The sequence below is a fragment of the Veillonella sp. ZSJB6 genome (assembly GCF_051549505.1).
In the GTDB taxonomy this organism is placed as follows: domain Bacteria; phylum Bacillota; class Negativicutes; order Veillonellales; family Veillonellaceae; genus Veillonella.
On sequence record NZ_JBPUGE010000011.1, the window covers coordinates 1 to 21,483 of the forward strand.

At 33.7% G+C, this 21,483-nt stretch carries 20 protein-coding genes; 5 read left to right on the forward strand and 15 right to left on the reverse strand.

From position 1 onward, the window contains the following. The 3 genes from ACSV5T_RS09425 to ACSV5T_RS09435 form a co-directional block, all read left to right on the forward strand. Positions 1 to 815: replication initiation protein (locus ACSV5T_RS09425; RefSeq protein WP_438320933.1), on the forward strand; the 815-nt coding region annotated here is incomplete at its 5' end. A 396-nt stretch (positions 816 to 1,211) separates the two neighbouring features. Beyond that, positions 1,212 to 1,757, forward strand: a complete 546-nt coding sequence (locus tag ACSV5T_RS09430) for an antirestriction protein ArdA (RefSeq protein WP_285418046.1) — start codon at positions 1,212 to 1,214, stop codon at positions 1,755 to 1,757. A 137-nt stretch (positions 1,758 to 1,894) separates the two neighbouring features. Next, complete coding sequence (locus ACSV5T_RS09435) at positions 1,895 to 2,194, forward strand: hypothetical protein (RefSeq protein ID WP_285418044.1); 300 nt, start codon at positions 1,895 to 1,897, stop codon at positions 2,192 to 2,194. 530 nt (positions 2,195 to 2,724) lie between these two features. Here the strand turns inward: ACSV5T_RS09435 and ACSV5T_RS09440 are convergent. The 15 genes from ACSV5T_RS09440 to ACSV5T_RS09510 all read right to left on the reverse strand — a co-directional run bounded on the left by ACSV5T_RS09440 (position 2,725) and on the right by ACSV5T_RS09510 (position 17,957). Beyond that, positions 2,725 to 3,504 (reverse strand): hypothetical protein, encoded by a 780-nt coding sequence (locus ACSV5T_RS09440; protein ID WP_438320935.1) that lies wholly within the window; start codon positions 3,502 to 3,504, stop codon positions 2,725 to 2,727. 5 nt (positions 3,505 to 3,509) lie between these two features. Further along, a complete protein-coding gene (locus ACSV5T_RS09445) occupies positions 3,510 to 4,913 on the reverse strand; it encodes a M23 family metallopeptidase (protein ID WP_438320936.1) in 1,404 nt (467 codons plus the stop codon). 19 nt (positions 4,914 to 4,932) lie between these two features. Then, on the reverse strand, positions 4,933 to 5,406 hold the full coding sequence (locus ACSV5T_RS09450; RefSeq protein ID WP_438320939.1) for a hypothetical protein: 474 nt from the start codon (positions 5,404 to 5,406) through the stop codon (positions 4,933 to 4,935). 7 nt (positions 5,407 to 5,413) lie between these two features. After that, positions 5,414 to 7,060, reverse strand: coding sequence for a hypothetical protein (locus ACSV5T_RS09455; protein ID WP_438320940.1), 1,647 nt, complete (start codon positions 7,058 to 7,060; stop codon positions 5,414 to 5,416). Positions 7,061 to 7,078: 18 nt separating this feature from the next. Continuing rightward, on the reverse strand, positions 7,079 to 7,885 hold the full coding sequence (locus tag ACSV5T_RS09460) for a hypothetical protein (RefSeq protein WP_438320941.1): 807 nt from the start codon (positions 7,883 to 7,885) through the stop codon (positions 7,079 to 7,081). A gap of 17 nt (positions 7,886 to 7,902) precedes the next feature. Next, entirely contained in the window at positions 7,903 to 10,392 is a 2,490-nt protein-coding gene (locus ACSV5T_RS09465; RefSeq protein WP_419651252.1) for a hypothetical protein, read from the reverse strand. 23 nt (positions 10,393 to 10,415) lie between these two features. Then, positions 10,416 to 10,682 carry a VirB3 family type IV secretion system protein gene (locus ACSV5T_RS09470; protein ID WP_316110798.1) on the reverse strand — a complete coding sequence of 89 codons (267 nt, stop codon included), beginning with the start codon at positions 10,680 to 10,682 and terminating at the stop codon, positions 10,416 to 10,418. Position 10,683: 1 nt separating this feature from the next. Continuing rightward, entirely contained in the window at positions 10,684 to 10,998 is a 315-nt protein-coding gene (locus tag ACSV5T_RS09475; protein WP_419651250.1) for a TrbC/VirB2 family protein, read from the reverse strand. A 140-nt stretch (positions 10,999 to 11,138) separates the two neighbouring features. Next, the gene (locus ACSV5T_RS09480) at positions 11,139 to 12,092 is read right to left on the reverse strand and encodes an ATPase, T2SS/T4P/T4SS family (RefSeq protein WP_419651249.1); all 954 of its coding nucleotides are present in this window, start codon (positions 12,090 to 12,092) and stop codon (positions 11,139 to 11,141) included. Continuing rightward, on the reverse strand, positions 12,085 to 12,420 hold the full coding sequence (locus tag ACSV5T_RS09485) for a hypothetical protein (protein ID WP_419651248.1): 336 nt from the start codon (positions 12,418 to 12,420) through the stop codon (positions 12,085 to 12,087). Before ACSV5T_RS09485 ends, ACSV5T_RS09480 begins: the two co-directional genes overlap by 8 nt. A gap of 16 nt (positions 12,421 to 12,436) precedes the next feature. Beyond that, on the reverse strand, positions 12,437 to 14,875 hold the full coding sequence (locus tag ACSV5T_RS09490) for a type IV secretory system conjugative DNA transfer family protein (RefSeq protein ID WP_438320942.1): 2,439 nt from the start codon (positions 14,873 to 14,875) through the stop codon (positions 12,437 to 12,439). Between the two features lie 3 nt (positions 14,876 to 14,878). Further along, a complete protein-coding gene (locus tag ACSV5T_RS09495) occupies positions 14,879 to 15,565 on the reverse strand; it encodes a TrbI/VirB10 family protein (protein ID WP_438320943.1) in 687 nt (228 codons plus the stop codon). A gap of 11 nt (positions 15,566 to 15,576) precedes the next feature. Next, the gene (locus ACSV5T_RS09500) at positions 15,577 to 16,134 is read right to left on the reverse strand and encodes a hypothetical protein (RefSeq protein ID WP_438320944.1); all 558 of its coding nucleotides are present in this window, start codon (positions 16,132 to 16,134) and stop codon (positions 15,577 to 15,579) included. 12 nt (positions 16,135 to 16,146) lie between these two features. Continuing rightward, complete coding sequence (locus tag ACSV5T_RS09505) at positions 16,147 to 17,247, reverse strand: TrbG/VirB9 family P-type conjugative transfer protein (protein ID WP_438320945.1); 1,101 nt, start codon at positions 17,245 to 17,247, stop codon at positions 16,147 to 16,149. Between the two features lie 38 nt (positions 17,248 to 17,285). Continuing rightward, positions 17,286 to 17,957: a VirB8/TrbF family protein gene (locus tag ACSV5T_RS09510; protein WP_438320946.1), complete on the reverse strand. Its 672-nt coding sequence runs from the start codon at positions 17,955 to 17,957 to the stop codon at positions 17,286 to 17,288. 342 nt (positions 17,958 to 18,299) lie between these two features. On the opposite strand from ACSV5T_RS09510, the gene ACSV5T_RS09515 reads away from it, so the two are divergent. Further along, positions 18,300 to 20,879 carry a MobA/MobL family protein gene (locus ACSV5T_RS09515; RefSeq protein ID WP_438320947.1) on the forward strand — a complete coding sequence of 860 codons (2,580 nt, stop codon included), beginning with the start codon at positions 18,300 to 18,302 and terminating at the stop codon, positions 20,877 to 20,879. Next, positions 20,863 to 21,477: a lytic transglycosylase domain-containing protein gene (locus ACSV5T_RS09520; protein ID WP_438320948.1), complete on the forward strand. Its 615-nt coding sequence runs from the start codon at positions 20,863 to 20,865 to the stop codon at positions 21,475 to 21,477. The genes ACSV5T_RS09515 and ACSV5T_RS09520 overlap by 17 nt, the downstream gene beginning before the upstream one ends. Positions 21,478 to 21,483 lie beyond the last annotated feature (6 nt).

Here is a 21,483-nt window from a genome sequence, read left to right on the forward strand (position 1 = left end):
AGAATTTTACTATTTTTGAATTACAAGAATTTAATTCTTTAGCTTCATCGTATTCTAAAAATATGTTTCGCTTACTAAAACAATATAAAAGTACAGGTTTTTATACTGTTAGTGTTGATGAATTTAGACGATTATTAGATATTCCAGAATCATATACAATGAAAAAAATAGGAGCTAAGATATTATCTTTGATTTTAAAAGAATTATCTCCTTATTTTCGTGATTTAAATATTAATAAAATTAAAGAGGGTAGATCTATTAAGGTATTAGAATTTACTTTTAAGCCGCAATATAATAAAGATGATCAAAATGAAATTATTGATACCATTGATGTAGAAGCAACTCAAAGTAATTTGATTGAAGAAAATAAGGATCAAATTGTTTGTCCTAAGTGTGGTCGAGAACTGTTTAAACGGACTGCAAAAGATGGTAGTATTTTCTGGGGCCATAAAAACTATTTAACATCAGATTGTAAAGCTACTTTTTCAACTATTGAAGATGTAGAAGCTGCAAGAGTGAAAGAGGAAGCTAAAATAAAAGCTAAGGAAGCAGAAGTACAGGCAATAAAAGATCATTGGTACTATACAATTCAAGATCCAAAAGAACGTGAAGAATTTGAAAAAGAGGTAAAACAATTACTAGATAATCATTCAGATGTAATTATTTTTAAAGGTTTTACTGAGGAACATGTCAAAGTACAAATGAAAGAAAAAGCCTTTACGTTTAAGGATTTATCATTTAGGCCTATTCTTTCTTTTCCTATTAATAGAGATACGATTAATGAACTGAAAAAAACGATTAATGATAGTAAGTAAATAAGAAAAAAGGGCTAAACATGATACATCATGTCTAGCCCTTTTTTTCAACCCTCTACCGCCAGCCCCCAGTCTTGGGGGCGTTAGTCAAATTCTATATTCATCGATTGACAATACCGCTGCGCTTGTATCGGAATCGATGAATATAGAATTTCATAGATAGCCAGGGTACGTGTGTTTTGAAGATGTGGCGTATTAATATTTTCCTTCTTTTTGTTACGTTGAATCCTCTGATTTTCATAGATATATTACTGTGAGTATAAATTTTTTATTGACAGGGAAAAGTATGATCTGCGTAAATAAAATTATATAAAAATATGCGAAAAAACATAAAAATATGTTGCATTACCACTCATTGAGTGGTATAATAAGTATAGAGATAAGGCAAAGGGCCTTATGGATTTAAAGAAAGAGGTAAAAATTATGCAAACAAACACTATTTTCTCTGTATTCGTTGAAAATTTAAGCGAATTAAACGAAGGTAACATGGTAGGTTGTTGGGTTGAGTTTCCTTGTGATTATGATGAGTGGAAAGAAGTGCTAGCTAAGATCGGAAACCCAGAAGAAATCATTATCACAGATACAGAAAATTATACAGATTTAGAATCTTTACCAATTAATCAATATAGTAGCTATAGCGATATTCAAGAGATAGCCGAATATATAGAATATTTACAAGATGATGAGTATAAAGAAGATTTATTTACAGCGGTATATAATTCAGTAGCTAGTGATTTTGAAGAAGCCAAAGAAGCTGTAGAAAATGAAAGATATACATTAATGCAAGGTTATACAATGGCCGAATATGCAGAAACATTAATAAGAGATTGTTATACTATCCCAGAAGAATTAGAACCATATATAGATTGGGAAGGATATGGCGATACTTTAAGCGCTGGTTGTTGTACAGAAACAGAAAAGGGTGTTTTAATAGAACAATAAAAAGAGAAGCCGCAAGGCTTCTTTTTTTATATATTCTTATATAATTTTATATAAAAATATATATAAAAACATAAAAATATATTGCGTTACCACTCAATGAGTGGTATAATAAGTATAGAGATAAGGCAAAGGGCCTTATGAATTTAGAGAAAGAGGTAAAAATTATGCTAACTATTTTTGTACATGAAGATTTTATAAGAACTATTTCACCAATTCAGCAGGATTATTTTAAGTTACGATTTGATGGAATGTTATTAGAAGCCCATAGTTTTGCAGCTAGATATAGATCTTATAAAGAAGAATACGATAAATTACAATTTATTGAATATATGAAAGGGGTATTTATATTTCAAGGACTTGGAAACATACCTAATAATCCATTATTAGAGGATTTGACAGAATTATATAACATAATTTATGCACCATATGAGAAATAAAATATAACTTAACACTGCAGAAGAAGAGAAGCTATAATGCTTCTCTTTTTCTATGGAAAAAGGATGGCAAAGGCCACGCCAGGTGGCCACATTATTATATGATAAGATGTTCCTTTCTGTGCTTGCCCCCAACGCAAAACACAAAACAGGGCTATATCATACTAAGATTATTCTTTGTTTTCGTTTTCTTGCGTACGTATTCCGTCATTATCATCACCACCTTTTATAAGGCAAAAATAGTAACAAAAAATAGGTACCCTGTACAATCCGTAAAGGACTGACAAGGTACCTATTTTTTGTTGCATTGGAGTGAGCTATTTAATGTAAAGGTGGTGATGATAATGACTACAACAGAATTAATTGTCTTGTTAATGCTTATCTTGTTGTTAACACGCAAGTAAACCAAAACAGGGTTAAGGGGTGGAGCCGTTAGCCCTGTTTTCCGTTTTGCGTTTCCTGCCCGAAGCCCAATGCCGCCCAGAAAGGAACATCACCTTTGATACTGTATCATTATACCATAAAATAAGGTTTTAGTCATTACTAAAGGACGGTAATTTATGGTTATGAATACCCATTTTTTCTAACTCTTCATTTCGTTTTTTCTTAACATCTGAATCTTCTGGATCAGAAAAATACGGTACGGCTTTTTGTATTCCACGTTGACTTTCGCTTTTAGTATTTTCATTGACTAAATCAGACGTAGTTTTATTAATCTTGATAGATGTACTATCAATTTTTTGTTCTGCTTCTGTAGCTTCTAAAATTGTTTCTTTTTGTGAAGCGCCCATAGTACCTGTATCATTAACTGTACCTGTTATTTTGATTGCATTATTTACAATCGTTGTACTATGGTTCAGTAGCTGTGTAATACGATCTAATACAGATAAGTCTGTTTTTTCTGCTAATTTTTGATTGTATTCTTCACTTTTAGCTAGTGCTTCACGTGTAAATACAGCTTTATAATTCCCTATTTGCTCCTCTATGGCCTCTACAGGGTTATCATAAGCAAATATACCTTGGCGATATGTAGCGTTGATTTTAGATACAAAATCTTGCTTTAAACCATCAATAAAAGATCTTATATCTAATGCTTGTGATAATTCACGCTGCATAGCTGTAATATCTGCTTTGATATTCACAAGATTTTTAATGTATTCAAGTTCGTTTTCTAGTGTTCTAATTACACTATGATCTTCTACGCTACCACCTCTAAAACGAGCTTCTGAATTAGTAGGTATAGTTATGATACTTACAGCAAGAGTAGTACAGAGTGATAGTTTTAAAAGTTGTTTGTATGTTAATTTCATCATATACTTTACTCTCCAGCAAATGCACCGTTAATTTTACTTGTAATAGATGGGAATACAAACGCTAGACAACCCATATTGACCATACAAAGTATTAAGGCACCAATACCTATATCATTTTGATCTAAACTTGTAAAATACGTATACATCATATTAAAAACGATAGAAATTATAGCTAAATGTAAGCATTGTAAACCAAGTGATTTATACATCATGGCAGGTTTTTTTTCTGTAATCTTAAAGGCTGAAAATGGTAAACCAATTAAACAACAGAATATAGTTAAGTAAAAGAACACTATAGTCCATGAAATGTAACAAACAATATAGGCAGCGAATAATAATGTTAATGTTAAAAGACATAAAATTAATAAATAGTATAGTTCAAATACAAAACTTATGCCTGGTATGTTCATCAACACGGATTGGATCGTTGGAGAAGCAAATGTTACTATTCCCATGACACTATTGTTAATATAGTTTTTGTATAAATGACCAACTTGTTTAAATAAAATAGATGGATCTGCAATAAGATATTCATTATTATAGCTACCTACATAGGCTGTATCAGCTACTTCAAATGCAAAGTTTTTTATTAATTCTGCAATAATAGCCCATGAAACAATAAAAGCTAATATAATTGAGTATTTAAATAATCGTTCAGTTAGACTTTGAAGAAAACCTTCCTTATTATTTGTAAAGATAGAATAGGTATATCTAATAATTAAATCGAGTGTAATTAGGGATAATAGTAAAGCTATAATATGACTTTGAATTAAATTGATTGCTTTTGTAATGGCAACTAAAATTTTAGCAAATGTATCGGCAGCTTCAAAGGATAACTCAAAATAGGATTGAAAATCTATCACTTCATCTTGATAGTTTTTTCCATTTTCTGGATTCCCTTCTTCATATGGTACAGCGCCTTCTAATGTCCATCCTGCACTTGTATAAAAGTGATATGGATCAATAGCTTGACCATTTACTTTATATTCAATATGCATATGTGGGCCAGTAGATTTACCTGTTGATCCAGATAATGCAATTACATCACCTTTTTTTACAGTATCACCTACATTTACAAAAATAGCATTTAAGTGGCCATAAGCATACATAGAGCCATTTGGCATTGTTACTTCTACATAATTACCATAGCCACCAGCCCATCCAGCAAAAGTAACAGTACCATCAGCTACAGCAGGTGCTTTTGTATTAAGAGGAACTTCTATATCAATACCTTCATGAAAAGCACCTACTGCGCCAGTTACAGGATCTACACGATAACCAAAAGGAGAGCTAGTGGGGCCACCAAACCAACCTGGGGAACTATGCGGTAAATTTTCTGCGGAAGCATTAGAAAAAAAGAGTGGAATAATCAATATTAGAACGGACAAAATTTTATATATAATCTTCATTTATTGCCCTTTCATTTTATTAGTAGTAAATTACTTCCCTTGGCACATCAAGCTCTTTATAAATATCGTTATCAGTATAATTAGTATCAGCTAAATTTACGTTATTATTAGAAATTTTTTTGTATTGTAGATCATCAATAACGATTGTTTTATCTTCATTCAATGTGAACTGTCTAAATTGTCTATCAAATTCTTTTAATGTTTTAGCATCCATATAAAAATCAGAATTTGTATAATAGTATCTATTCAACTCTTGATTGTATCGTTGTTTAGTAAATCTAATTTCTATAGCAGGTTTATTATCAAAGAATGTATCTTTTTCTTTAATCATTAAATAATATTTTTTACCATCTTCCTTTGTTTCTTTCCCATGATCTACTAGAATATATTCTCCTGTTAAATCTTCTGCAGTTATAGTGCCACATCCGCTAAATATTATAGAGGTAGCGATAAGAGACATTATGATTACTATTAATTTAGTTACTTTGTTCATAGTGTAGTTACTCCTCATCTTCATTTGATTTTAAATTGTGTATTTTAAATTCCTTAATTGTGTGTAACGCTTTACTAGATGAAGTTTCTGTAGAAGTAGCAGAATCTTCATTTTTCGTTTTCTCTATCTCTCTATTTATCATATCTCTAGTAATAGGGCCATTTGTATGGCTATTAGAATTACTATTAAAAGAATTTGAACTTGAATCTGTATCTACAGATTCATTTTCTTTAGTAGATCCTTCACTTTGGTCTAAATAGTTACTTACTTCTCTTTTGGCGTAATTTGGATCTTCACTAGATAGAGTATCTTCACTAGTAGTTATTGGAGATGATTCTTTACTACTTGTATCTGTTGAGTTAGAAGAATCACTAATAGCACTTTGTTTTGTTTGATCAGTTGTAGCCGTAGATGTCTCGTCTCCACTATGATTTGTAGTTTCTGTAGTATTAGCAGTAGATTGAGGGGTTCCCGATTTATTAGAAGAAGATCCTTCTACATCTGTAATGGCATCCTTACGGGATGTATTGATAGCATTAGATTCAGTACCTGTAGCTCCTTTTACTCCATCTTTTACCGTTTCTTTTGTACCTTGTCTTGTTCCATTAGCAGCGGCAGCAGCTTTACTAGCTGCTAATGTTTTTACCATAAGCGCCATCTGAATAGCTTGTGAACCAATTCCTGTTAAGCTTGGTGGGCTATTAACAGCGCCATTAAACAGTGCTGCAGCAAAAGATGGTGTTTTAAAAGCTAAGAAAGCTAGAGCAAATAAAGATAGCATTGCTGATAATACATCAATTCCTAAAATACTATCTACAAAATTAGCTTTTTCGAATGTATCTTTTAGTACTGGATTAATAATTGTGATTAAGAAAATAAATATTCCTATACGAACTGCAGATATAAAGAAAAAGTTAAGAATTTTATCGACAATCGCCTTGGTTCGATCTAATAAACCAAATGGCAATAAAACCATTGAGATGGTACCGATAATAAAAAATTCAAGAATAGTATACAAATAGGATATAGCTATGAATCCAAATAATAGCAGTGTAATGATTGAATGAATTATACTGAAAACAACGTGTCCTGTTATACCACCTTTTAATACGGATGCAGCAGATTTTAATGACAAAGTTATTGCTTTAGATTTTATAGCAGCGGTAGCTCCTTGGCCTATAGATTCTGGATTCGCACCTAATAAGCTACCTTTTAATACTAGGATAGCATTATAAATACCTTCATTAACGATTGTTGATGGTGATACTGATTCTACAAAATGACCACTTAATGTATAAGTTGTATTATTACTTGCTGTAGTACCTATATCGTTACCAAATTTAAAAATCATATCTAATATCCATTGCCAAGAGTTGGCTGCAGCTACAAAAAATGTAGCTGTAACTAACAATGGAATTAATTTACTATAATCTTGTTTACCCCAATATAAATCCCAATTTGTAATGATATTCCACATAAGGATAACAGACATAAGACCTAATACATATGGTAATAGGTGATCTGTTGCTTGTGAGCATTTTTCAATAATCGTAAGTGCAAAATTATCTAAAAAACCTTGACTTGTCATAGATACGGCAGTATTTTGGGCTTCATTTGCAGCTTCTACGGAAGCTGCGGAAGCGTAAAAAATCATATATGACTCCTTTCTGTTCTATTGTTTTGAGTCAACAAATGCTTTTGCTTTATTTTGTGCGCTATCTAATTCAAGAAATGCTTTTTCTGTTAATTTATCTGCATTTCTTTCATTAATTCTCTCTACTGTTTGATTTAATGATTGTTTTTTAGCGGTTAAAGCGTCAATTTGGTTACTATATTGTTGTGCTAATAACTGTTCCTGTTTAATTTCATTATTAATATCAATACTACCTTTAAGACCTTTATTTTGTTCGGCTAATTGCATTAATTTTTTCATTCTGGCTTGTTGCTGCACTTGTGCTTCTTGAATGGTAGTCATTTGATCAATGATTTCTTTATTTAGCACTTCTAATTTATGATTATTAGATTCAATCGCTTTACCTACTAAATCTGGGCTTATATCCTCAACATCTTTATCTGACAAATCAATAAATTCAGTTTTGATGGCTTCTTCTGCTGTTACTTCTTTGCCATCTTTTTTACCATTCAATAAGGAATTTAATTTATCGAACTTTTTATTTAGTTTTTCGTTCGCTTTATCGACTTCATCATTGATTGGTTTAATGATTTTTTTATCTAGGCCTAGAATTTCTAGGCCTTTCATCATTAATAGATCTTTATTTTGTTCAATCATCTGTTTATATTGATTAATTTGTTGGATTAATTTTCTATATACAGCTACATCACGTACAGAATATAAGGCACTTGCAGAGGTAGTAACCATCATGAATGTTACAACTGCTGCCGTTATTTTTGCTTTTTTAGATGTTTGCAATAGATCTTTTAATCGATTCATTAACGCTATACCATCTGGTGCTTTCATAGGTGGCTAATTCCTTTCTACATTAAAGGTTTATTAAAAATCCGTTCTTTATATTCAATCCAGGTTTCAATGAAATCTGATGTAGATAAGTGCTTTAATTGTTCTACTTTAAGCTGATCATCTTTAGAAGTGGCGCCATAGAAAGCAATTTCTATGGGTTGCAGATCTAAGCGGAAGATGGCCCGCCCTGTAGGGCAAGAATAGAAATAATCCCGTTTAGGCTGCAGGCTTCTGATTGTATCAATTTCTACATCATTTAATCCAAAGTTTTCATAGAGTGGTTTTACAGTTTTAGCAGTAGCAGCATTGTTAGGTAAGAAGATACGGGTATGCACGTTTTCTACGATAACGTTAATCATATCTTCTTTTAAATCTGTTAAATTTTGTGTAGCCATCACAACGGCTGCATTTTTTTTACGCAAATCTTTAAGGAACGATCTAATTTGTTCTTTAAAGATTGGATTATCTAAGAATAGCCAGGATTCATCAAGTACGATTAATGCTGGATATTCACCCGTAAGCTGCATGGTAATTTTATGGAACATATAACTTAATGTAGTAGCCATAATTTGTTTATTAGCCATTAATTCTTCCATTTCAAATACCTGGAAATTACCTGTACCGAACTTATCCTCTGTATTGTCGAATAAGTTGCCATATACGCCTTTTTCAGTCATGATTGTTAATCGTTCTTTTAAGTCATAATCATTCATTAAGACTTGTAAAGCTGAAATGGTTCGTTGTTCTTTTGGCAATAAGGCAACACGTTCTAAGGCATCACTGATGATGGTTTTTTGTGTTTCAGAGATTTTATCGCCATCTTTTTGGAAGAAATCACATAACCAGTTATACGCCCACTGCATTTCTGTATTCCATCTGTTACCATCAAAACCAATGTTAGCGAGTGGCTGGAAGTTAAGGGAATCTGTATCAACTAATAGATTATAGAAATTACCGCCGATCGCTTTACATAACACTTTACAAGAAGCTGCCTTATCAAATACAAATATTTTTGCATTATCGTATTTAAAATAATTCGCTTCAATGGTGTTCAATAATACAGATTTACCCGAGCCATTAGGCCCGATTATTAATGTATGGCCAATATCTTTTTGATGTAGATTGAGGTAAAACGGTACATTACCAGCACTAACCCCTTGATATAATGCGGTAGTACATTGATAGCCTTTTTCTTTAAAGAATTCGTTTTCTTTATCGCCCATCCATTTAGTGTATAAAGGGCTACAATGAATAAAGTTACTACTTTTCATCAGATAGGATCTGATATTGTATTGATAGCAGCCTGTAATAGAGGAGTAAAACGCATTTTCAATATTTGTATACTCTTTACGGGCAATAAACCCTGGTTTATGAATTAATGTCAGTACCTTTTCTATATCCTCTTCCAGCGTTTGTTTATTTTTGTTGTATAGCACTACAGAACCTGTAAAGTACCCTGCAGACACATTGTCAGAAGCTATGTTTTCATAGAAAGTAACGGTATCACTAGCATCCTTGATACTTTGTGTATCAATATCATAGCTTTCAGTACCTCTTAATTTATCAAGAACCATCGTACCTAGACCTTTGGCCTGTTGTACGAATTTTTTTTCTTGAGACTTTAAGTGTTTAATGGATTCTTCCCTAGTTAATGTAATAAATCGTGTTACGTATCTAAACTCACTTTTTAAGTTATGTAATGAAGCCATAATAAATGGGGATGTGAATTTAGGAAAATCAATAATTGATACAATGCCTAAGTAATAATCGCCAAGAGTAGGAACCGCACCGCCGATGAAGCTGCTATCACACAGATAATAGCTTAAAAAATCATTGTAATTACCAGAGATTTTTTGCGTATACGGGCTTACTTGTGAATGTAGGTAAGTTAAGGTTTCTTCTTTATTTAGTATCTTAATATCATCCATATACATAGATAACATTTGCATAAATAGAGAAGCTGTTTTCTGTAGATCAGAAGCATACATATATAGCTGTTGCTGCAGCGCTTTAGTACGCTTTTCGTCAAATTCATCATTACCCTTACCAAACATAGACTTAATATCTTTTAGGCCTTTAGTATCAAACTGATCTAGCATTTTTAACATTTGCTCAAACATATCAGTAGATGGTTTATAGAGTAATGTTAAATACGTTTTTGATTCGTAGAAATTCTGCTTGTTAAAGTATTCTTCCCGTTTGGATTCAATATAAGATAATAGACTAGATTTGAATTTGGACGGCTGGAATTTATGAATTACATTACGTTGTAATTCAAAATATACGGTATATCCTTCTGGAAGGCCTTTAATAGCGTTATTAAGGCCACCAATGAACATATCTATATCATTAATAGTGGCGTTCGTAAAATCCATACCAGAGAAGGAAAAGGTAATTTGAAAACTACCGTTTGTATTAAATATGATGTTATTTTCATCAATATGGAACCAGGGTACATAGTCCTTAATCCATACATTCGATTCTTTTTTTTGCTTGTGTAGTTCCATATAATACAAACTCCTCTCTCAGTTTATTCAGCTTTATACATCCCTTTATCTTTTTTTATATGATTCCAGAGAATATCAAAAAATTGTGGATCTTTTGTTGTTGCATATTTGCAGCCAAACCAAACAATACCATTAATAATAATGGCAACACCAATGGTATTACGTAACAAAATAAAAATTAGAATGGATATTACAACAAATAATAAAAATACGTTCCGTGGTAGCCCGCCCCAAGTCATAGGTTTAGTTAATGATCGGTGCATTCTAGCTTCTAAATTTTCATTTCGCATATTATTTACCGATGATCCATGCTGCAATAGAAGCAGCAGCTACAATTAAAGTAAGACCTGCTACTACTTTGATGGCTTGCCCTGTAAATTGCCCTGCATTACCTTTCATAATGGCAATACCAAGGCCAATAACTACTAATACACCAATCGGTAATGCTACATCAGAAATGAACCAATCCCCTAATTCTTTTAATTTTGTTGCTAGTGTCCATCCACCTAATCCATTACTAGCAGCTAGTGCTGTATTAGACATAGCCATTAATGCAACAAATGCAGCTGTAGTTTTATTTACTATATAGTTTTCAATGTGTTTCATCGTATATACCTCTCCTGTACGCTGAATACTTTAGAAATTCACTATGTAACGATTTCGATACAAGCAAAGCGGTATCGATAATCGGTGCATGGCGAATTTGACCAACGCCCCCAAGACTGGGGGCTGGCGGTAGGGGGTTGTTACCCTTCTACGCACTCATTTACTGTAATATAATCTTGCTTTATTTCATCATATCCTTTAACAGATATGATGGAATGTACTTTTCTTGATATATCGCCCACTTTTGCCATGTGAACAACAATGTCAACAGAATCGCCTATCATAGACTTAAATTCGCCCTTCTCATATTTCATGCGAATTAGATCATGGATTCTTCGTAGGGCTAATTTAGGACTATTTGCATGAATGGTTAAAATACCACCATTATGGCCCGTATTCCAGGCATCCATAACGGTATAAGCTGCAGAATCCCGCACTTCCCCGACTACTAACCGATCGGGAGTCATACGTAAGGAATCGAACAAGGCATCTTCCATTGTATACGCTGGGTTGTTATGATCGCCTTCTGATGTATGGAAATCAAAGAAATCATTAAATTGTACTTTAATTTCTGGGGTATCTTCTAATAGGCCAATACGATCTTTAGGATGGCGAATCGCTATTTCTTGCAAAATAGCTTGTGCAAAGGTTGTTTTGCCGCTAGATGTACCGCCTGCAATTACAATATTTCTTCGTTCTGCCATCGCTTGTATCAAAAAATCATATTGCGTTTGTGTAATCCTGTTTTGTTCTAAATACATACCAAGTGTAATTAGTTTTTTGGCACGTTTACGGAATGTAAATGATGGATGATCGGTTATGCGTTTACTAAATTGACCTTGAAAACGGCAATTTAACGGTTCATAGTTAGCAGCAATTCGATTTTTAATCGTTATTTTTACTTCACCAGCAACAGCTGTAATGACACCTTCTATAGTTTGATCATCAATTTTGATACCTGTATCTAATCGTCCTTTACTAAAGGAGTCAATCCATAGGCTGTTTCTATTGGTATAAATTTCTACCGTATCATCATCATCAAAGTAGGGCAGTATATCTGGCCCTAAAAAGGTTTTTACATAGCTTCTACTCATGTTCTTCTGCAGAAGTGGCTGTATTGATAGCAGCTGCTTCTCTTTCTTTTTGTAAAACAGTAGATCCCATAGCTTCTATTTCTTCTATGGAAGTAGAACCTTCTTTAATTAATGTTGCAATCGTTTCTGCAATACCTACAGCTAGTGCAGCGTTTTTTAAATCAAGGCCGTACTCTTTAAATTTCTTATTAGAAGCGGTTAAAGTTTGTGTTTGTACCTTTTTAAGTTGCGCTTTTTTAGCACGTAATTTTTCTTCTAATTCTTGAATTTGTTTGAGTGTTAATTCCTCTTTTGCTTCTAAACTAGCCATTGTTTGTGGTCTTGCCATGCGTTACCTCCTGGTCTTATCGTCCTAAATCCATATATTCCATATCAGATGTAGGATCATTAAATTCTGCGTCTAAAAAATCTGAATTATCTAAAATCAAAGATTCTAGCATATCGCTATGATCCGTTACATCAGAATCTGAATCAGATGTTTCATCTTCTTCTGAATTAGCGGAATCTTCATCACTATACCACTGTTCTATGAGTGGTAATAGAAGACTTGCAAAGGTAGCTACATCTACTTTAGAAATGCCATATACCTTATATACGAGGGCTGCGCCCTCTTCATTCATAGGTTCCCCTTCTTCTCTTAACGTTAATGCATACGATTTAACTTTAGCTAATGCTTCATCATTTAATAGGGAATGAATTGAAATCGGTTCTGTCTTTGCTTCTTCTATCAATAAATCTCCGTATTCTTCCATGTATTGTTGAATACATAGTGTAAATGGATCTGGAATTTTAGAAGATGTAGCTGCTGCACCTTCTCTTTCTAAGAACATAGGATCATAGAAATATAAATGATATGGTGTTTTTATCGGTTTTTTACCATTAATAAAGGTAATCTGCCTATTTAGTAAACCTACCTCTGTAGGTGTTACTAAATCACGGCCCGTATTAATAGATGTTCTAGAATCTGTAAAGAAGGATAGCCCCCGTTTTGTATCTTGGATATTTTGTACGGTGGTTTTACCGATTCTCTCCGATAAGAATTTTAAATCTGCAATTTCTTGCGGTTTTAAATAAATGTGATAGGAACAGTTATTTAAAATAGAATTATCTTTACCATATACCCGTTCTATATCGCTTCTTCCCTGGAAGATCATCATTAATTGAATCCCATATGACCGCACAGCGGTAATCATGGTTTGTAAAGATTCAATCTTACCAAAGTTAGCGCACTCATCAAGGAGCAATAGAATTTTATGTTTATTAGCATTATTACCATCAGCTGTAGCTTTTTTCATCATCATATCCACTAAAAGATTAAATAACGGGGCTACCCGTGTTTGATCTTCTAGCGGTAATACAATATATAATGTAGCCGCTTTGTCTGATCGAATTAAATCCGTAACATGAAAATCACAAGTAGATGTATTATGCGCTAAAATTGGTTCTGCATACGGTGCTAATGGCGTTGTAATAGATGTTACAATACCAGAAAAGGTATTATACGCTAGATCTTTATATTCTAAGAATGTAGTTAATACGGTTGGATGAATATTAGGATATATGCTATTAGCACTGACTCTAGGTGAAATAAAATCTATTTCATCTGGCCCAATATGGTGCATTTCATAGGTACCATCACTATTTTTTATTGGTATCGATATAGGCAGCATTTTTTCATGTTCAATAATATGAGATAGTGATTCTTGGAACGATTTAATTCGTTTTTTTTCACTTTCAGATATATTATTAGGATCTTCTACTACTACCCCTGCAAAGAAGGTTAGTACATCTTTTAAACTAGTTTCATGATATGAAGAATCGCCTTCTTTCTCTACAGGCCTAGGATGTTTCATATCATGGTATTTTAAGTAAATAATAACAGCTGATAATAGGCGTTTAGCGGAATTTACCCAGAATGGCTCACCTTTACCTCTAGGTACTAATACTTCTGCTAAGTTTGATACATCCTTCATTTCATGCTCTGTACCCCATCGAATTTCTGAAATAGGGTTCCAGCGCACGTTTTGACGATGTAGTACCGTAGGGTTAAATTTCATTACCATCTGGCCTAATACATCCTGTCTATATTTAGATGTTATATCCCATAATTCGCCTTTTAAATCCGTTACTAGGCAGGATTCACGCCAGCCACCTAATAACGTAGCATTAACGATACCTACACCTTTACCAGCGCCAGTAGGAGCTATTACAGCATAGTGTGTATCTGTTTTCCCACGCATTAACCGTCTGATATTAAGCTGGCGCATTAATGTTACAAATTTATGTAACCGCTCTACTTTTTCTTTAGGTGGTTTTTGTTCTAATGCCCTATATTTATCGAAATTACAGATCCATTTATAGATTGTGGTTAGAAATTCTGGTTCTGATACACCAATTACTGGAGATGTAGGCGAATCTTCAAATAAATATAACTGCTCCAAATAGTTTGTATCAGCCCATTCAGCCGTACCATGTGTATTAGGTTTAGGATTGATATACTCCCAGAACATAACAACAGCTAGTAAGATGATTGTTACTATACAAGGTGCAATACTTTTTAAGAAAAATAATCGAGTAGCTTTATCTAAATCAGTATCACTTAGTAAATCCATCATGATGGATAGATACATAGGCACGTTATATAATTTTGAGCCGAATATAGAAAGAATGTAGCCATCGGGGATGGCTACATTAATATCTGCTAATCGACTAGGGAACATAGCAGCAGCTATGTATAGGCCTATACATAGGCCTATACCATAGAATAGCAGTTTGTTCTTCATAGATTATTCTTCCCAAGGTTGAATGACTACATCTGCATTTAACAAGATATTGAATTGATAGCCAATTCTAATAGTTGTGGTAGATTTAATTTCATCACGATTTTTAGTTGAACTTGTGATATTTTGGATTAAATCTGTAGCAGCGCCCGTCATAGCTTCTTGACCATATGAACGATCGCCAGCATTGTCTGTATTTTTGCTAGTTACACCGATTAAGGCACCCGATAAGAGAGCGCCAGACAATGCACCTTTGAATTTTTGCCAACTATGACCAGAATGTTTATCTTTAACGCCTGCAAAGCCTGTACCTGTTACAGCGCTTTGATCTGGCAGAGCAATCGATGTACCATCTGGTAATATCATGCGGTAAAAACTAAGGTTAACTCTGGTACCAGAATACCCTTCTGGATGGCCAATTAATTTAGTGCCTGCAGGAAGTAAAACGTTATTTCCTGTTACAGAATCATAGACATTCTGTCTAACAATCGCTACTACATCAGCATTTAGGTTATCGCTAGTTACTTGTGTAAGTAATGTTGCTGGAATCACCGATCCAGCTTGTAGTACGTTATCAGATTGAACATATTTTGCAGAAGCTGCATTAGCGACTGCAAACGGCATAGTACATGGTACCATCATAGCTGTTACTACAAAAGCTGCTGCTGCAGCACGTTTAAATTGTTTATACACGGTGCTACCCCCTATTGAATCACTTGAATATAACCGCTTTTACCTTGATTAGCTGGTTTATTATTGTTGCTGCTGTTACTATTAATATTAAATTTGATAGCAGAGGAAGCAGCCGCTTCTTCTGCTGCAGCTGCTTTAGCAGCGGCAGCTTGTGCTTCTTTTGCAGCGTTAGCAGCTGCTGTAGCTGCTGCTTTTGCTTCTTCTGCTGCTACAGGATCAACTGTAGGCGTTTGTACTTTTTGATATGGTATTTCTTGATTTTCTTCGTGTTCTTTTTGTAAACGTTTATTTTGTTCGCCATAATCGGCCTTATTCGTTTCCGATTTAATATCTTTAACTACTTTAGTTTGTGGTTCGTTTACATCATCTTTCTTATCACTTTTAAAGGCAGAATGTAAAAAACCATATAGCATTAACACGATTAAAATAAAGAGCAAGGCAATCATACCTTTTCTGGAACCTAAAGACTTTTTTTCTGTAAAATCGTTTTGTTGTTCTTCGTTTTGAATCTCTTCATTTTCTAAATTTTCTTGATTCAATTCCTCTTTGTTTTGTTGTTTTTCGCTCATACTAGCCCCCTATTATAAAGTAGCTTGCGCACGTTGGTTACGAATATCAGATAAAGCGGATTGTAAATCTACCTCTTGTGATTGTGTATTTGTTGGTGCTGCTGTTGATGTATCTACAATCACTTCTTTATCCTCTAATTTAGCATTAACTGCTTTATCTACTGCTTGATCAATGGCATTGATTTTTTGCATTTCAGCAGATGTAAAATTAGGTCGTTCTGCAGATAATTGGATTTTGCGAGGTGTATTGATTTTGCTATCATACGCAGCAGCCATTTCTTGATGTAAATTACCTTGATTTAATACTTTATTTTTGGATTTTTTAGCTTTTACAGGGCGTTCAACTACTAAATAGGCATCCTGTTGATATACAATCTTCCAGGCTTGTGCTACACGATCAATTTCAAAGTAATTACCTTTAATTCTATAATTTACTAACTGTAACTTATCTCTAGGAATCCTTTCATCATAGTAGTAAATGGTAGGTAGATTATTCTTATTCTCCTTATTTATTTTGATGTATGTTTTTGTACCATCATCAAACATAAATTGCGGTTGTTCAAATTCATAAACATTATGATTTTGTTTAATCTTATAACCAGTTAATGCTGTTCTAGCATTTTCTTCGGCTTTCATAATGGCGTTTATACGTTGTTCTTCACGTTCCCATGCTGCTTTAACGCCTTTTACGCTATCTGGTGTAGTATCTGGATAAATATAATCCACATAATATTCTGGGTGATCACCAGTTGTTAATAAGTAACGATAACTACGTTCATTTGTTGTAATGATCATATTCGTTTTAATATTTGTTGTAGTTGGTTTTACGTACACATGAGGGGTACCCGCTACGTCTACAACTTCAACTTGCCAACGGCTAGTATCACCTGCAGAAATACTTTCTACAGATTCGCCTTCACGTAATTTAATATCTGTTAGTACTAATGGTTTTAGTACTAATTCGATTTGTTGATTATCGCTGTACATATAACTATGGCGAATTCCTGTAATATTATCTGGATCCCATACAGTACCATCTTCTGCGAAGGCAAATCCTGTTGTCATAATTGAAATTACAGCCGCTAATGCTAATGCTTTAGATTTCATTTTCATTGTTGTAATACCCTTTCTAAATCTCCTAACACAACAAATTATTTATTTTCTTCACTGACAGAAAAATCAGTAACAAATAAGCCTAATGGATTATTCACAATATCTTGTTCATTTGTTAATGCAGACGGATTCACAGTTATTGAGAAGTTACCTGTATATGTTTTCTCAATTTGTTTCCTTGTTACATTATCAAATGTCTTTGTACGCCAACGTGCGATATATACATTATCGCTACCAGATTGTTTGTTAATGGATATGATTTCAACACTAATTGCTTTTTTACCAATATCTTCAATTTTTTTATCTAATTTTTCAGATTGTAACTTTTCATTAGCGTGGCCATCTACAAAATAAGATAATTCTGTTAGGTTATTTTGTAGAATCACTGGGTCAATCGGTAAAGAAGCATAATTCGTTATAAACTTTTTAAGGAAATATTTAATTTCTCCCTCTTTTGGTTCATATTTTATCTCATTAAGTACCCCTACACCTTTAAACTCCCCACTATCTGATACAGATACAATATAAGGGATGTATTTTACACTAAAGGCTGCGTATACAATACCGATTGTTAATAATAAAGATGTAGCTGCTAAAAAGGCTGCTATCCCTCTCCATCTGTTACGCTCTTTGATAATATCAAGGTAAATCAAGGCAAATGTTTTGGGTTCTGCTTCATATCTCTCTTTTACTGTTTTGTTGTCATTCATACCGTTCTCCTATATAGTTAATTTTAGCTAAATTATATATAAAGTTTCTGATTTTGTAAATAGACTTTTTGAGAAATATCGGATATAATGAGTATAGATTATTTTAATTTGAATCATAATGTATAAAATCAACTTTACAGCCAACCAAAATAAAAAAGGTCAGCTTCACACCTATTACTGATTTTCTACATCAGAAAAATAGGGCAGCGAAGCTGACCTCTAAAATCATGCCAATGCTCATTTACACATTTCGTTTTTTCTAAACGAAATAAATGAGGTTTAAGCCAGATAAAATCTGGCTTAAACGGGCAACCTACGGTTGCAAGAAGGAGTACCCATTTCATGGCTACATTTTACTATGAAATGTCCATCGGTAACGCTGGCCATTCATTAGCAAAATTTGAATACATAACACGCACTGGCAAGTATCAATACTCTGCCAGTGGCGAAATAAAAGAAGATCTTGTTTACAAAGAATCTTCTAATATGCCATCTTGGGCTTCTGGCAGAACGGATGGCGGATATGATATGCAAACAGCTACATTCTGGAATGAAGCAGATTTAAGTAATGAAAAACGCCCATTCCGTGAAATAAAACTAGCTTTACCAAATGAGTTTTCTCATAAAGAAAATATTGCTATTATGCAGCAATATATGAAAACTCATTTTAAAGATTATCCATACACAATGGTAATCCATGATAAAGAAGCTACATTAACAGAAGGAGAACGCAATATTCATGCGCATATTATGTTCTCTGAACGTAAAATCGATTTAACAAGGAACGAACCAGGCCGCCAATCCTACTTTAAACGTGCTTCTGTAAAAAAAGATGGCACCAAAACTGGCGGCTATATAAAATCAAGAGATTTTATATCAAAAGATAAACTTATTGAGTTACGGAAAAATTGGGAATTTATCCTAAACGAAGAATACAAAAAACGTGGAATGAATGAACGTGTTTCTTGCGAAAAATTAGAAGTACAACGAGCAGAAGCATTAGCAAATAAAGATTTTCTACGTGCTGCTGAATTAGATCGACCAGCACAAAAGAAAATGAATCCAAGCACTGTATATAAAAATGCACAAACTATCAAATCTTTTAAACAATACTTATTTGAAAATAAATTTGATGAAGCGCAGTTTTTAATTGATATAACAAATGATGATTCTGTTAAATCGTATTTGTTATGCCATCAGTACATGGATTTAAAAAAGCGTATCGCCCGTGAACGCTTTTTATCTAAAGAGGATCTAAAAACAGTAGAAAAAGCGGAAGCGTTACAATCTACGCTTTCTACTAAGTTACAAGAAGCAAAATCCTTTAATCGTAAAGTAGGTACTACTGCTACAGATGGTAGTTCTATCCATGATCGTATTAAACGATTAGAAGAACGATCTAAGCGCATAGAAGCAGAAATAGCACAAATTAATTCAAGAGTGCTTACACAATCTGAATTAATTAAACGCTATAAAAAACAACAAGCTACAAAACGAATTTATAAAGCACGTTTATTACGTAATAAACACCATATTACCATTAAGCCTAGCCGTATAACATCGATTCCAGTTCGTACACAACGTTTACAAACTAATATTAGTAAAGAAGCCTTAATACATAACTTGTATAAACAGCGTTATGTATTTAATAAGGCTACCTTTGATAGTACGTGCAATTCAATTATGAATCGCATTACAAAAGGTGAATATCGTAAACAGATTGAGCGCTTACGCAGCTTAACGGCTAAGTACAATACGTTTAAAGATCCTTCTGTTCTATCTGATATGAAACAGACAGAACGCTGGTTATCACAAAAGAAAGAATACCTATTACCTAAAATTCAAAAACAAGCTGCTGTTGAATTAGATAGTATGAAACGCAGCGTACAACGAATTGATCGTAATTTAGAGGTACTAACCAGTAGTGATAAATCGCTTTATAAAGCGTATAAGGAAGTTACAAGAGCAGATAAAACACCTAAGTATAAAGAAGCTGTCTTACGCTCCTACAGCTTACATCCAAACGATATAAGCAGATTACATAAACTGCAGAACCGTTTAGAATCTTTCACTAACAAAATAAATTCTATGAAAGCTGTACGATCGGTTGAAACAACGGCCCGTAAAGTGGATCGTTTAGAAAAATTACAAACTAACATTTCTAAGAAAATTCAAACGATCGATACATCAGCACCTATAGATAAAGTAGGTACCATTACTAAGCATGATGTGTTTGAAGCTATTAAGCAGCGGAAGGTAGATATTCTAACCAAATTGCGACCACTTCGCCAAGAATACGCTAAATACAGCAATAAAAATGTTACATATCAATCTACACTTAATTCTGTAATGAATCGCATAACTAAAGGCGAATATAAACGTAATATTGAAGTGTTACGCAGCTTAAAACAAAAACAATCCCTTGCCTTTAAAGAGCAAGAAAAGGCCCGTTTTGCTGGTAACACATCTGATATGAACCGTTATTCTGCAGAATCGGCAGCGTATACAAAAGAAATGCAAAAAGTGGAAGCCTGGTTACAATCCACGTATTCTAAATTGAATACGCCAACCATCCAGCAACAAGCTGTGAGGGAATATGAATCGATTCAACAACGGAATCAATCTGTATCACAACAGATTCATCGGTTAGAAACCGATTATAAACACCTTGATACGTTAAAAAATAAGCTATATCACTATGGAAATAGTAATAGGAACACCAATAACCAGGCAGCTGGTATGGTAAAACAATTCTTGAATCGTGGTACCCCACAATCAAGAATTGGCGGCTTATTAAAGCGTTTACATAATTTAAGTAACAGGGCTACTGCTAATGATCATGCATTAACAGCACATATCAAATTTACAAAAGATAAGCCTAAATGGAGAGAGAGGACTATTGAAGATGGAATTGAAATCTAAACTTGTAATTACTGTATTAACTGGCGCACTAGCTATTTCTGGTATGGCTAGTACGCAGGCCAATGGCCCACTTAATAACATGATTCGTCATGCAGCTTTGAAGTACAATGTGGATCCTGTATTATTAACTAGCTTAATCGGCCAAGAAAGCAGCTTTAATCAAAATGCTGTATCTCCTGCAGGGGCTGTTGGCTATGGCCAACTTATGCCAGATACAGCTGCAGAATTAGGCGTAGATCCTTATGATCCCGAACAAAATATAGATGGATCTGCCCACTATTTACGCCAAATGTTAGATTCTAACGGTGGAAATGTAAAACTAGCACTAGCAGCCTATAACGCTGGACAAGGTGCTGTAAATCAATATGGCGGTATTCCACCATATGAAGAAACACAAGACTATGTATCTTCTGTAATGAGCGGTTATAGAGATAATTTAGCAACAGATGGGGCTTTACCTACTCCCCCACCTGCTGCTAGACAATCTAAACCAAAACAAGGCGTAAAAAAACGTGTAGTAGTATATCATCCATCAGCACATACACAACCTACTACACAGAAAAAAACAAATTCAAATGTATTCTTATATAAAAAATGAGGTGTA

What these genes read in the sequence shown, in the direction of transcription:
- ACSV5T_RS09430 (WP_285418046.1), top strand. Translation starts at nt 1,212, where the DNA reads ATGGATTTAAAGAAAGAGGTAAAAATTATGCAAACAAACACTATTTTC.
- ACSV5T_RS09435 (WP_285418044.1), top strand. Translation starts at nt 1,895, where the DNA reads ATGAATTTAGAGAAAGAGGTAAAAATTATGCTAACTATTTTTGTACAT.
- ACSV5T_RS09440 (WP_438320935.1), bottom strand. Translation starts at nt 3,504, where the DNA reads ATGATGAAATTAACATACAAACAACTTTTAAAACTATCACTCTGTACT.
- ACSV5T_RS09445 (WP_438320936.1), bottom strand. Translation starts at nt 4,913, where the DNA reads ATGAAGATTATATATAAAATTTTGTCCGTTCTAATATTGATTATTCCA.
- ACSV5T_RS09450 (WP_438320939.1), bottom strand. Translation starts at nt 5,406, where the DNA reads ATGAACAAAGTAACTAAATTAATAGTAATCATAATGTCTCTTATCGCT.
- ACSV5T_RS09455 (WP_438320940.1), bottom strand. Translation starts at nt 7,060, where the DNA reads ATGATTTTTTACGCTTCCGCAGCTTCCGTAGAAGCTGCAAATGAAGCC.
- ACSV5T_RS09460 (WP_438320941.1), bottom strand. Translation starts at nt 7,885, where the DNA reads ATGAAAGCACCAGATGGTATAGCGTTAATGAATCGATTAAAAGATCTA.
- ACSV5T_RS09465 (WP_419651252.1), bottom strand. Translation starts at nt 10,392, where the DNA reads ATGGAACTACACAAGCAAAAAAAAGAATCGAATGTATGGATTAAGGAC.
- ACSV5T_RS09470 (WP_316110798.1), bottom strand. Translation starts at nt 10,682, where the DNA reads ATGCGAAATGAAAATTTAGAAGCTAGAATGCACCGATCATTAACTAAA.
- ACSV5T_RS09475 (WP_419651250.1), bottom strand. Translation starts at nt 10,998, where the DNA reads ATGAAACACATTGAAAACTATATAGTAAATAAAACTACAGCTGCATTT.
- ACSV5T_RS09480 (WP_419651249.1), bottom strand. Translation starts at nt 12,092, where the DNA reads ATGAGTAGAAGCTATGTAAAAACCTTTTTAGGGCCAGATATACTGCCC.
- ACSV5T_RS09485 (WP_419651248.1), bottom strand. Translation starts at nt 12,420, where the DNA reads ATGGCAAGACCACAAACAATGGCTAGTTTAGAAGCAAAAGAGGAATTA.
- ACSV5T_RS09490 (WP_438320942.1), bottom strand. Translation starts at nt 14,875, where the DNA reads ATGAAGAACAAACTGCTATTCTATGGTATAGGCCTATGTATAGGCCTA.
- ACSV5T_RS09500 (WP_438320944.1), bottom strand. Translation starts at nt 16,134, where the DNA reads ATGAGCGAAAAACAACAAAACAAAGAGGAATTGAATCAAGAAAATTTA.
- ACSV5T_RS09505 (WP_438320945.1), bottom strand. Translation starts at nt 17,247, where the DNA reads ATGAAAATGAAATCTAAAGCATTAGCATTAGCGGCTGTAATTTCAATT.
- ACSV5T_RS09510 (WP_438320946.1), bottom strand. Translation starts at nt 17,957, where the DNA reads ATGAATGACAACAAAACAGTAAAAGAGAGATATGAAGCAGAACCCAAA.
- ACSV5T_RS09515 (WP_438320947.1), top strand. Translation starts at nt 18,300, where the DNA reads ATGGCTACATTTTACTATGAAATGTCCATCGGTAACGCTGGCCATTCA.
- ACSV5T_RS09520 (WP_438320948.1), top strand. Translation starts at nt 20,863, where the DNA reads ATGGAATTGAAATCTAAACTTGTAATTACTGTATTAACTGGCGCACTA.